The organism is Alkalicoccobacillus porphyridii (assembly GCF_007293315.1).
GTDB lineage: Bacteria > Bacillota > Bacilli > Bacillales > Bacillaceae_D > Alkalicoccobacillus > Alkalicoccobacillus porphyridii.
This window is the reverse complement of the sequence record NZ_VLXZ01000003.1, coordinates 243,709-255,739: the sequence shown is the minus strand read 5'-3', so window position 1 is coordinate 255,739 and position 12,031 is coordinate 243,709. Positions and strand designations below refer to the sequence as shown.

The following is a 12,031-nucleotide window of genomic DNA, read 5'->3' as shown; positions in this document are numbered from 1 at the left end:
GTATTACGTTTATTCAAAAGGGCGATTGGTATCACCTTGATAATCATAAATAAACGTTTGAATATCACCTTGTTGAATCATTATGTACACTTTTCCATTTTGAGTATATAGCTGATCATCCATAAGACCGTCTCCAATCTCGATGACATCTTTTGCTTCACCTGTTTCCGTGTCTAATACAATAAGGTGATAATCACCAATCGTGACTTCCCCAGGTTCGCTTTTTGAAGCGATGATGTAAAACATCCCATCATCATAAAGGTAATCAACTAAAGTCCAACCTGCATGATCAAAACGCCATTTCTCCTCCATGGAAAAATCAATATACACAATGTCTCCATCTCCTTCAACGTCAGTGGAAATCATAAGTCCATCGTCGGTCATTAGTGGCTGCCTATACCACATGTATGAGTTTTCAAAGGAAGCCTCATTTAATGTTTCTCCTGTTGAAGCATCAACCTCTATAAGAACAACTTCATCGTCAGGGTGATTATACGACTGTACAAAAACAGAGCCCTCATGAACGTAAGGGTACTTGGTTTTTGAAGAGCTTTCCGTCACTGTATTAGGACGTTCTACCTCCCAAATGACATCGCCTGTATCCTTTTCAATTGCATATAGACTCATATCCGATTCATAAAAAAACGCATCATCACTTTCAGCAAGTCCTGAATTTATTCGACCAAAGGGATGCTCCCAAATCAGCTCGGCACTCTCTATGTCATATGCCTCCATGACATTTTGATCAAACCAGACAATGTAATCTTCAAAAATATAGGGTTTCGTATCATATTGTTTTTCAATAGGGTACGTCTGATGAACCTCTCCGGAATGAATATCTATAGATACAAGCTGGCTCGATTTATAGATGTACAGCAGTTCATCAACAATTTGAGCATGCTCACCGTCTATAAAACCTTCATTTCTCCATATTTCTTCTTCAGCTGTTAAATTGTATTTAAAAAGTCCTAAGTGTTGCTGAACGCCAATGACTTCCTCGTTACCTAAAAATAATCTCGGCTGCATAGAATCTTGCTTTAACGTGCGGAAGGTATCTTCATCATAGTCATCCAATGTTTTGATGTCATGATCAAGGACAGTGTCTGTCACTTCTGCTTTTTGTGAGGAATTTTCTTCTGGCTCCTCCTCCTCAAAAGGTTCTTCTGATACAGCTTCTTCTTCATCCACCTCTGGAGGCTGAGTGTTCTCGGGTACATCCTCGACTTCTAGGCTTGTGCTATCTTCAGGCTGGCAAGATACAAGTACAATAGTTATTATGATCAAACTTACAACATGCATCGCGTATACTCTCTGTGTTCTCATTTAATCACCCTTTTGTATAAACTTCCCGATCTCATTTGGAAATCGTTTCAATTTATCCAATATACAGGAGTATCAGTTTATAACAAAGGGTATTTATTACTAAATGCACCCAGGAATTCACCTTGAAGGAGTTTTTTATGAAGAATTATAAGCTAGCCATTATAGTATTAGTTCTTTTAATTACGTTGATTCTTATTATTATAGGAAGGATTGGATACTACGTTTATGACCATGTGCGCATTGTTATGTTTGAGCAGGTGGTGGAGGATCAGGACTGGGATGTGAATGAGGTGGAGGTTACCATCGTCGACGGCCTAGGAATCGATCCAATTGCGAAAATTGAGGAAGAGGATATCATGCAACGTTTGATGAATGAACCAGCGGATATGGAGCTGCGTAAAATGAGAGAGAGAGTTGGTGCGGACTGGCTGTACCGTTTAAACATTAGAGGAGGAAATTATTCTGGAGATGTGGAGGTTGCCGAGGAATATATAGGATTTAGACATGAAGTTTATCGTGTTCAAAATCACAATAGACTCCTAGAAGTAATAGAGGAGTTGGAAGAGGAAGGGGCATTGGAGTGGAAAGAGTATGAATAATTTTGGCGGAGACTTAGTGGCGTGAGCATGACCAAGATGAATTTGAAGTTCTCCAAGAAAAACATACTCTTTATCACGAAGAATCCAGGGGTTATCAAGGGTAAGATGCCTTTATCAAGAAAAACAAGGTCCATATTAAGAGATAGAACATCGTTACCAAGCTCCTAAGCCTGTTACCAAGAGTGACTCCCTGCTCACCAAGAAGAACACCAATTTACCAAGATCTGACCACCTAACCTGTACCGTCAGCCCGCGCCATGTGCGACACTCACAGCCCCCAAAAAAGACGAGCACTTGTATGCTCGTCTCATTGTATCAATTCCATCCAAACAGCTGCAAAAAGCGTTGCCAGATACCTGGTTCTTCCTCTTGCTCTACTTCGTCCTCGCTGTCATCTGGCGAGGTTATGCTTGCGGTTTGAATAACAAATTGGACATTATTTATGACATCGTTATTTTCTTCTGACGTAAAAGAGATGGCTTCAAAATCTGATTTATCATATTGGGAGATCATCTCATCAATTTCTTTTTGCATTTGTTCAGGAATTTCACCAGTGGCTGTTTCAAGCTCTGTCATTCCGCCACGTATTTCAGATAAGCCTCCAGATAATTGCGACGAACCATTCGCAGACTCACTAATACCGGAGTGGAGCTCACTGTAACTTGTAGAAAGCTGGCTAACACCGTTTGTATACTCAGTTAATCCAATATGGAAGCTTCCATATTGGCTGGCGAGCTCTGCAATCCCGCTACTCAATTCCTCTAAGCCTTCACCAGGATTAAGATCTTGAAAGGCCTCTTGCACAGATGCGGTGAATGTGTTCATGCCTTCCTCTAATTGAGAGGCGGAAGAACTAATTTCCTCTAATGCAGGCCCGACTGCATCAAAGGCTTCTTTTACCGCATTAAATGTGCCTTTAGCTGTTTGAGCTGCAACATAGGTGTCAACAAGCTGCTGGACTGTTTCTGATTCTGGATTGTCCATGTAAAGCTGTTGGATGTCATCCTCGCTAATTTCATGTGAGGGAATGTCATCAATCGATTCTTTGAGTGCGCCATAGGCCTGCTCATAGCCTGTCTTTAATTCATCTACTCCACCAGCGAGCTCTGACATGCCAGCTGCAAATTGGTTAAGTGCATCAAATAACCCTTCATCAAGCCCAATGTCCATATCCATATCGCTTCCATTTAAACCTTCACTAATTTCTAGCAGCCCTGATTGGATACTGCTTGAAGCAGCCACTAACTCTGAACCAGCATTGGCTGTTTCACTTAGTCCACTTTTATATTGGCTTGAGCCGTCCTCAAGTTGGCTTAAGCCTGAAGACAATTCATCTAGTCCACTTTTCACTTCACCCAGACCGTCATTTAAGTCAGAAATCGCTCCGGTTAACGTATCAAACTCACCAGTAAGCTCTTCAGTATCAGGTGATTCAATGGCGAAGGATGAAGGGAGAGCGGAAATTTCAATCCCATCCATTTCAAAGTTTTTGACCTCTGCATTGACTTCAAATGAACCGCCTTCTTCAGGCATGACTGTAAATGCAAGCTGTTTATCTTGTCCCGCATTAGCAATTGTTGCCCCTGGCGCTTCAATTTGTGAAAACTGTTCCCCGTCCAAAGGGATTGAGATTTGAAGTAGATAGTTTTCAAAAAAAGCTGGGTCCACCTCTGGATTTTGAGTTACATCAATATCTAATTGAAAAGAACCGTCCTGTCCTAAGAGCTCCTCTGGCTGAATCTTTTGTCCATCTATTGAGTAGCTAATCTCAAAATCCCATGGAAGAGGCGTGTCACCAGGTAGATTCCCTTGGTAGTAGAACATGCCTTCTGTAGCTTCGAGCTCAACCTCGTCTTCAGACGGTTGCTGAATGTCAAATAGAGAGGTTAAGTTCTTTACTTGGTTATAGGCTCCGTAGTCTCGAATGATACCCTCTTCAGTAATACTTAAGGCGTTAACTATATACAGTTCCTCGACAGATCCATTTGCAAGAAGGTTTGCATAAACCACTTCATCCTTTGATGAGACTGTGCCCTCCGCTGGTTCTTCGGCAAAGGCAGTGGAAGTAAATATAAAGGGCTGAGCAACAAGAGCTGTCGCGAGTGTAATGGTTGTAGTCCGTTTCAATTACTTTTCCTCCTCATAAAAATTTGATTTAAGTGTTGTCTTTTTGACCAGTTTGTCACCAATAAGTAATAATGCTGGTAAGAAAAAGGTAACAAGAATAAACGCGAGCGCTGCCCCTCTTCCAAGTAGTAGTCCAATCGAGGATACCGTTGGATTTGATGAGGTAAACCAGAGTATAAAGCCAACACTTGATAAAATGGCCGCAGATATAATAATTGAAAATAGTTTTTCGTCTAAGGCTTTTTTCATTGCTTCAAAAGCGGGCATGTTCTCCCGATGATGCTTATACGTTTCCATTAATAGGATGCCGTAATCAATGGTGGCAGCTAATTGAACGGTACTGACAATTAAATACCCAACAAAAACAAGCGAATCATTCGTATAATAAGGGATGGATAAGTTAATCCAAACTGCCGCCTGTATGGTTAGGAGTAGAATGATCGGTATAGACACAGAGCGGAATGTAATTAATAATACGGTCGCTATGGTAATGACCGTCATAATATTAACAAATTGATTATCCTTGCTTACAATGTCCTTCATGTCATACAGAGTGACACTCTCTCCTAAGCTATGTGCTTGATCCCCATAATAAGAGGAGGCTAGCTCCCTTGTCTGCTCAACGAGCTGGAAGGGGATATCGCCTTCTACACCAGCGTTTGTAATGACAATCATGCGGCTATAGTTCTCAGATTGAAATTCACTGACAATCGACTCATCAAGATAATCAATCGGAATAGCAGGATCAACAGCAGTGGCATAGGACATGACTGAGTCCACATGTGGCAACTGTTCAATCTCTACCGCAAGCTGTTCTTCCTTAGCAATATCATCATTTGGTACGAGCAATACAATCGGTGTTGACTGTCCAAATGTCTCTTCTATCTCTCTGATATCTTGACCAGATCGTGTATCCTCAGGAAGCTCGCCGAGTCCATATGTGAACGAGGTACTACTTTGAGCAAGGAAGCTAGGAACAAGTAGTAGAAATACAATAACAAGAGCAGGGATACGCCATTTCAGAATCTTGGCTCCTACTCCTTCAAAACTTGGAATAAGGTTTCGGTGCTCTGTTTTTTCGATCCATTTATACCCGTAAAGCGTGAGTGCAGGAAGGAAAACCACAACTGAAATAAAGCTGAAGACAATCCCTTTTACCAGATTTAACCCAAGATCTGCACCTACACCAAAGTCCATCAGCATTAACGACATAAAACCAAAGAAGGTTGTAAGGGCACTAACAAAGATGACCGGAAATGAGGCTTTCATAGCAACAGCCATCGCATCCTCTGGCTTCTTCCCGAGCTTTAGCTCGTCGGAGAATTTGTGAAGCAGGAAGACGGCATAATCCAAGGAGACGGCTAGCTGCAAGATCGGTGCAACGGATTGTGTAACATAGGAGACTTCTCCTAGAAAAATGTTTGTTCCTAAATTAATGAGTATGGAAACGCCGATTGCTGTTAAGAAGAAGATAGGCTCTACCCATGATTTAGTTGAGACAACCAGAATAATAATAATAATCGGGACCAAAAGTGCAGCAGCGTATATCGTCTCTGAACTGGTCATATTTTGAGAAGTTGCTGTGTTTACAGCCTCTCCTGACACGGCATTTTCTTCACCTATAAGTTGGTAAATGGAGTCTGTCGCTGCTACTTCAGCCTCCGATTCAATGGTTAACGACAATAATGCATGGCCGTCCTTATAATATGATTCGATCATACTGACATCGGCCATCTCTAATGGAATTCGCACGTCCATGACGTCATCTAACCAGGTGACATCTGTTACTCCCTCGATATTGGCGAGCCTTTCTTTATAATTCAAGGCTTCTTGAACTGATACGTCTTTTATCAAAACGTTTGTATTCGGAATGGAAGCGGTAAACTCAGATTCCATCTCTTCTAGACCAATAACTGAAGGTGCCTCGTCCGGCAAATAATCCACCATGTTGTAATTCACGGATACAAAAAATTGAGCGATAACTGCAATAATGGTCAGCGCAGCAAAAGACCAAACGACAGACCGTTTATATTGAATGATTTTTTGAATGAGCAATATGTTCCCCACCTATATTGACTTTTCGTTGATTTCCCATAATAGTATAAAGACACAGTGTTGGATAAACAACAAACAGTTGATTAAAAAGTGTTAGCTAACCAACAATTATTGTGAATATGTTGGATAAAATGGATAAAAGGTTGTGACATATCATGTCAAATAAAATAGATAGACGAAAACAATATACAAAAATGGTCCTCAAGGATGGGTTAATTCAATTGTTAAAGGAGAAGCCTATTTCATCTGTAACGGTGAAAGAGCTTTGCGAGCTGGCCGATGTGAACCGCTCTACCTTTTATAGTCATTATAAGGATCCCTATGATTTGTTAGATAAAATGGGTGAAGAAATTGTAGTGGATATGACCGCTACCTTAAACAGCTATAATTTTAAAAAAGAAGAAGAAGTGCTGCAGATGACTGAGAAAATTCTTGAATATGTGGCTACAAAGAGTGAGATCTGTCAGGTGCTTTTAAGTGAGCATGGCGAGACAGCATTTAAGAGAAGAGTCATGAAGTTAACGCAACAAATTATCATGGAAAAATGGTTAGATGATTATCACCTGCGAGGAAAGCTTTCTGATTATATTCCACTGTTGATTCTAAGTGGCAGTATTGAAGTGATTAAGAACTGGTTAGGCAATGGAAGACAGGAATCAACGGCAGAAATGGCGTCTCTCATTCATCACTTCACAAATTATGGTCTAACTGGATTTCGTTCGTAAAATGAACGTAACTCTACACCTTTTTTTATGCTACATTTATACTATAAATTCAGACTAAAGGCGGAGAGAACCAGTTGACTTCCAATTTAACCGCGTATATCGCATTGATCTGTACTTCGGGTGTGTTTAACCTTTTTCTATGTATCTATGTGTTTTTAAGAAGGCATCACTATACGAATATCGCTCTATATTTTATCGTATATACATTCACCATCAGTGTGTATTGTTTTGCATCAGCGTTTGGGTTAATGGGATCAAGCTTAGAAGAAATGAAATTCTTGACGGTTATGATTTACATAGGACTGCCGTTTGCTTCTCCGCTTGGCTTATTATTTATCATGAAGTATCTTGGAATTAATACCTCTAAGAAGTCATTGGTTGCTCTGTTTGCTATTCCAGTAATTAGTTTTTTTATGGTGGCAACCAATGATTTTCACCATCTTCACTACAAGGTGTTTGAAATTGATCCTGTCCTTGGACCTCCTTTTCTTTATTTAGAAATCGGCATATGGTATGGGATCTATGGAACATTTACATTTGCGTGTATGTTTGTTGCTTTTCTTTTACTACTTTTTCGTTGGAAAGAGACAGCACCAGTATACTGGCCACAAATGATTAGCCTGATGTTTGGGCAATTAATTCCAATGGTCACTGCGTTTATTTATCTTCAGGGCTGGACTCCTCCTGGTGTAGATCCTGTTCCAATGGTCCTTTGGCTGACCTCAATTTTATATTTGTATGCGATTCAATCCTCAAGAATGTTTTCAGTGATGCCAGTAGCAAAAGCAGCTATTTTTAACAGCATTAATGATGGTGTATTAGTCCTGGATGCTCAGCTCCGACTGATTGAATACAACCAGGCGTTTAAAGGCATGTTTGATATGGTGACTAAATCAAGGTATGGATTGGACTTTCAAGAGGTTTGGAATAGCCTTTCCGGAGCGGACTTCCCTTTAGAGCTCAGTTCAATAGATTGGTCCAAAGAAGCGCAAGCTCAGTTGGAGATCACGCATCATGGATCCATCTATCAGGTTCGTATTACCCCATTAAAGCAATTGGGTAATCAAAAGGGACTGCTCTTTATTTTCACTGAAATGACAGAGCTTAAGCGACTACAGATGACTTTAGAGCATCGCGCGTATCATGATGAACTTACGCAAATTTATAATAGGAGAGCTTTCTTCGAGAATTGTGAGCAAGAGTTACTATTAGCTAAGCAGAAAGAGTTGCCCTATACACTCATCATCTTTGACATCGACTATTTTAAAAAGGTTAATGATACATATGGTCATGATGTTGGAGACCAATTACTCGCGCATGTAGTGTACATTTGTCAAACTCAGCTAGGTGAAGACATACTGTTTGCCCGTTACGGGGGAGAAGAATTTGTGCTAGGCTTACGTAACTATACAGCGGTAGAAGGAGAAATGTTGGCTAATCAACTGCGAGTATCACTTGAGTCTGAGCCCCTTTTAACTCAAGAAATTGCCATCTCTGTTACCATTAGCAGTGGAGTAGCAGAGACTTCAGTTCACTCTGAAGAATCACTGGATCAACTCATAAAAAAAGCCGACCAGGCACTATATGAAGCAAAAAGAAATGGACGTAATCAAGTAAAGGTATATGACTCGTTTGATACCATCTATCAAACGAATGGATAATACATTTCACCTTTGCAATGGAAAGGAATGAGAGAATGTATGACATCATCATTGTAGGTTCAGGTGTTAGTAGTTTATTTTTAGCATTAACATTATCTGAATCTGATGACAACCAGAAGATTCTCATCCTTGAAAAGGGTAAACCGTTGGCAGATAGAAACAGTTCCATCAACCAAGACAACTATGTCGGATTTGCTGGATTAGGTAAGTCTGAGGGAAAGTTTAATTATGCAAGTGGCTTTGGGGGCGAGCTGTCACGGAAACTTGGTGACGAGACACTTGACGAATTATTAAACGAGGTTGATGAGATTCTTTGCCAATTTGGTGGAGATAGGGTGGCTAAATATTCAACTTCAAATGAAACATTAAACGAGAAAGCTAAAAAAGCTGGTTTGCAGATGTTATCAACTGAAGTGAGGCATTTAGGAAGTAAGCTGTCTACCGAGGTTTTTCAACGATTTTATCAAGTGCTAAGTGTAAGCTCTAAGATAGATATGGTCTTTGAAGTGGATATAGAAGCTATAGAAAAAGATCAGAATGGGTTCTTTTTATCAACCAATAAAGGAGGCTTTGCCTCTCGGAAACTGGTAGTAGCCACTGGACGGTCTGGTACAGAGTGGTTAGAAGAACAATGCGCTGTTTTAGGAGTAAAACGAGGGAAAACAAGACTAGACTTAGGAATTAGAATTGAGATGCACGAGCAACAATGGCGGCAAGTCTTGCAGGATACTTTCGAAACCAAGCTGGCTCTTACATATAAACATACAACATCCACCACCTATTGTATGAATCCAAAAGGGGAGATTATCCGCAAATATCAAGAGGGGCTCGTCATGCCGGATGGGCAAAATTTTCGTGAGAAAGAAGCGGACACCTCGAATTTGAATTTTACATTATTTACACCAGTTTACTTTGTTAGTTTGCAAGAAGCGAATGACTATGCAAAGCAGGTGATTGGGCAAATTAATGATGGTGGTGACCGGATTGTAGTACAGCGACTAGAGGATTTTTTGAATAAGAAATCTACCGAGAACACCCAACTAGCAAAAAATCAAATACGACCGAGTCTAGAAGCTGATTGTGGGAACCTTTACGAAGAAGTTCCAGCGCTCTACTCAGACATTGTAGAGGAGTTTTTTGTTAGATTACAAAGTTTTCTTGGTCAAGAAATTGATGGGGACACGCTTTTATACGGGATTGATGGTAAGTTCTATTCCCCAATCATTGAAACAGATGAACAGTTCCAGACAAACATTAAAGGACTTTATGTCATCGGGGATTGTTCGGGCGTAACAAGTTCACTTTCTCAAGCTGCTGCGAGTGGCTTGTATTTAGGGAAACACCTCATGAAACGCTTCTAGAAAAAAGTATATAGTGTTATAATGTACATAAATACAAATACGAACGAAGTCTTTGGACAGCACTGAAAGAGCGACTCTTTCTGCGTCTAAAGGCTTTTTTGTCGTGTTGCTTTAGAGGAGGGTATATGATGAAAGATTTGCCTTGTAAGGGCTGTAAAGGTTTATGCTGTGGACCGGTTCCGATTACTCAACAAGAAAAAATCAACATAAAAAAAGCAATACGTAAAATGCCAAATAAGAAACTTTTGGAACTAAAAAACCAACCACGGCTTTTGGGGACATGTATCTTTTTTGATGAATCACGAGATCAGTGTGGCATTCATTCCGAACGCCCGTCCATATGCAGAGCATTCGGCTACTATAAAAATCTTGTTTGTTTTAGGGTGCCTGCCAGTGCCAGTAGCGAAACGTATATCGCAAAGGAGAAACCCATTGGTATATTAAGTATTGATTTTACTTGGGATCATTTTAGAAAATAACGTATGAAAGATGATAAAATTATCTTAGATGATATTTGAAGGGCTTACCAAATAAATACGCAAAGTAGAGGTGGTAAGATGATAATAGAATGGGTTAGTCGAAATTATGGTATAGAATTAGATGATTATAAGGAGCTTTCAGAGAGGGCTGTCCTACTTATAAAAGATGAGGAAAATAAGCTAGTTTTAAAGGGAAAAGTGGATGAAGACTCTCTTGAGCGGGAGCTAGAGATCATAGAGTTTCTTGAACTGCGTAAATTTCCAGTTCAGACGCCACTTTTACATGCCGATGGAGAATTTCTGTTACAGGATGAGGAAGCTATTTACTGTGTCTATTTTTATTTAGAAGGACGTCCCTTTAGCGCTAGTGAAAGCCTACGTGACAAAGAGGTGCCAAATTTATTAGGTGAGACGATCGCCAACATGCATCAGCAATTAGCGAAAAAACATGATCTTACGAGGTATGAAAATAAAGACTTCTACCAATTAGTTTTTGGCTTTGCCCGCGAGCAAATTGTAAGCATGAATCTACCTGCAACATTTGTACAACAGATGGATGAATTAGAACCAAGTATACGCTTTATGAACGTATCGTTACCAAAGCAGCTAATCCACCGCGATGCACATATCCATAATATGATCTTTCAGGATTATCAATTATCCTGGGTGATTGATTTTGAATTAGCAGAGGTCAATCTAAAGCTGTTTGACCTTTGTTATTGTGCCACAGGTGTCTTGAGTGAAGTGTATCAGGATGAATCCTTAAGAGAAGTGTGGATAGACTTTGTCAATCATCTTGTAGCAGGTTATCATAGTCAATGTCCGTTAACAAAAGAAGAACAAGACTCTATTTGGACCATGATGCTCTGCATTCAAATGATTTTTATGGCCTATTTTAAAGGGGATAAAGAACTGGTTGCCAGTAATCAAGACATGTTCCTTTGGATCTATTCAAAAAGAGAAGAGATTGGATCAATGAAGCTATAAAGAGCAAGTTAAGAGTGGATGAATCTCCACTCTTTTTATAGTGGATAAAGCCCTGTCTGAATAGCGGCTTCTGCCATCATATTGTACCCTGATTGATTTGGATGAATTCGGTCACTTGAAAGATACTCCTCGTGCTTTCCATAGAATAAGCTCCCAATATTAACGATTTCCACATGACGATTTCGTTCGAGTGAATACAAGCTTCGATTAAACTGGGATAACTGCCGATCTAAAAGAGGGATGCCCGGGATGGGATTATAGATGTTAAACACCCTGATCATATAAGGACTTTCACAGGATTTCTTTATTTCACAAATATGGTGCACAAGCTCGTGTAGGCAATGATTAATTTGTTTACTTGTATTAATCAGCATTTCAGCGGATTGGTCTCTCTGTAGCTGCCATAAAGCCGCAAGCAAATCATTTCCCCCAGCTGTCACGGTAATGATATTCGCATGGAAAATTTTCTTTTTGCTAGTATGACGAGCTGTAAGGCGAACAATTTGCTTACATGTAAGCCCGCTTTTGGCTAGATATCTTAAATGAACGGGTTGGTGCAGTTGCTGGGCAATCATCTGTCTGTATATAGGTACAAATCCACCTCGGTTAGATCCTCTGCCTGTTGTTAAAGAGTCACCAATTGCTAGATAGGTATACATAGCACAATAGACTGTAAATAATATACGCTCCTGTTTATTATCCAAATGAGCGTTA

The 12,031-nt window shown here is 40.1% G+C and carries 10 protein-coding genes; 6 read left to right on the top strand and 4 right to left on the bottom strand.

Annotated elements, in window-relative coordinates:
• Positions 1-9 precede the first annotated feature (9 nt).
• A complete protein-coding gene (locus FN960_RS06565; RefSeq protein WP_143847894.1) occupies positions 10-1,323 on the bottom strand; it encodes an outer membrane protein assembly factor BamB family protein in 1,314 nt (437 codons plus the stop codon).
• A 137-nt stretch (positions 1,324-1,460) separates the two neighbouring features.
• Here FN960_RS06565 and FN960_RS06560 point away from each other — a divergent pair, with 137 nt between their 5' ends.
• Positions 1,461-1,922, top strand: coding sequence for a hypothetical protein (locus FN960_RS06560; RefSeq protein ID WP_143847893.1), 462 nt, complete (start codon positions 1,461-1,463; stop codon positions 1,920-1,922).
• Between the two features lie 315 nt (positions 1,923-2,237).
• Here the strand turns inward: FN960_RS06560 and FN960_RS06555 are convergent, their stop codons facing one another.
• Together FN960_RS06555 and FN960_RS06550 are read right to left on the bottom strand one after the other, a co-directional pair.
• Positions 2,238-4,049, bottom strand: a complete 1,812-nt coding sequence (locus tag FN960_RS06555) for a YhgE/Pip domain-containing protein (RefSeq protein ID WP_143847892.1) — start codon at positions 4,047-4,049, stop codon at positions 2,238-2,240.
• Positions 4,050-5,996: an efflux RND transporter permease subunit gene (locus tag FN960_RS06550; protein WP_438799854.1), complete on the bottom strand. Its 1,947-nt coding sequence runs from the start codon at positions 5,994-5,996 to the stop codon at positions 4,050-4,052.
• 263 nt (positions 5,997-6,259) lie between these two features.
• Here FN960_RS06550 and FN960_RS06545 point away from each other — a divergent pair, with 263 nt between their 5' ends.
• The 5 genes from FN960_RS06545 to FN960_RS06525 all read left to right on the top strand — a co-directional run bounded on the left by FN960_RS06545 (position 6,260) and on the right by FN960_RS06525 (position 11,317).
• A complete protein-coding gene (locus tag FN960_RS06545) occupies positions 6,260-6,829 on the top strand; it encodes a TetR/AcrR family transcriptional regulator (RefSeq protein ID WP_143847890.1) in 570 nt (189 codons plus the stop codon).
• A 74-nt stretch (positions 6,830-6,903) separates the two neighbouring features.
• Positions 6,904-8,490 (top strand): histidine kinase N-terminal 7TM domain-containing diguanylate cyclase, encoded by a 1,587-nt coding sequence (locus tag FN960_RS06540; RefSeq protein WP_143847889.1) that lies wholly within the window; start codon positions 6,904-6,906, stop codon positions 8,488-8,490.
• Between the two features lie 35 nt (positions 8,491-8,525).
• Positions 8,526-9,851, top strand: a complete 1,326-nt coding sequence (locus tag FN960_RS06535; RefSeq protein ID WP_143847888.1) for an NAD(P)/FAD-dependent oxidoreductase — start codon at positions 8,526-8,528, stop codon at positions 9,849-9,851.
• Between the two features lie 128 nt (positions 9,852-9,979).
• The gene (locus tag FN960_RS06530; protein WP_143848065.1) at positions 9,980-10,330 is read left to right on the top strand and encodes a YkgJ family cysteine cluster protein; all 351 of its coding nucleotides are present in this window, start codon (positions 9,980-9,982) and stop codon (positions 10,328-10,330) included.
• Between the two features lie 78 nt (positions 10,331-10,408).
• Positions 10,409-11,317, top strand: coding sequence for a phosphotransferase enzyme family protein (locus tag FN960_RS06525; RefSeq protein ID WP_143847887.1), 909 nt, complete (start codon positions 10,409-10,411; stop codon positions 11,315-11,317).
• Positions 11,318-11,352: 35 nt separating this feature from the next.
• Here the strand turns inward: FN960_RS06525 and FN960_RS06520 are convergent, their stop codons facing one another.
• On the bottom strand, positions 11,353-12,021 hold the full coding sequence (locus tag FN960_RS06520; protein ID WP_143847886.1) for a GDSL-type esterase/lipase family protein: 669 nt from the start codon (positions 12,019-12,021) through the stop codon (positions 11,353-11,355).
• Between the last annotated feature and the right edge of the window lie 10 nt (positions 12,022-12,031).

Excerpts from the sequence above, each read along its gene's own strand:
- FN960_RS06545 (WP_143847890.1), top strand. The coding sequence starts at position 6,260 with ATGTCAAATAAAATAGATAGACGAAAACAATATACAAAAATGGTCCTC.
- FN960_RS06535 (WP_143847888.1), top strand. The coding sequence starts at position 8,526 with ATGTATGACATCATCATTGTAGGTTCAGGTGTTAGTAGTTTATTTTTA.
- FN960_RS06565 (WP_143847894.1), bottom strand. The coding sequence starts at position 1,323 with ATGAGAACACAGAGAGTATACGCGATGCATGTTGTAAGTTTGATCATA.
- FN960_RS06525 (WP_143847887.1), top strand. The coding sequence starts at position 10,409 with ATGATAATAGAATGGGTTAGTCGAAATTATGGTATAGAATTAGATGAT.
- FN960_RS06560 (WP_143847893.1), top strand. The coding sequence starts at position 1,461 with ATGAAGAATTATAAGCTAGCCATTATAGTATTAGTTCTTTTAATTACG.
- FN960_RS06530 (WP_143848065.1), top strand. The coding sequence starts at position 9,980 with ATGAAAGATTTGCCTTGTAAGGGCTGTAAAGGTTTATGCTGTGGACCG.
- FN960_RS06550 (WP_438799854.1), bottom strand. The coding sequence starts at position 5,996 with ATGGTGGATTATTTGCCGGACGAGGCACCTTCAGTTATTGGTCTAGAA.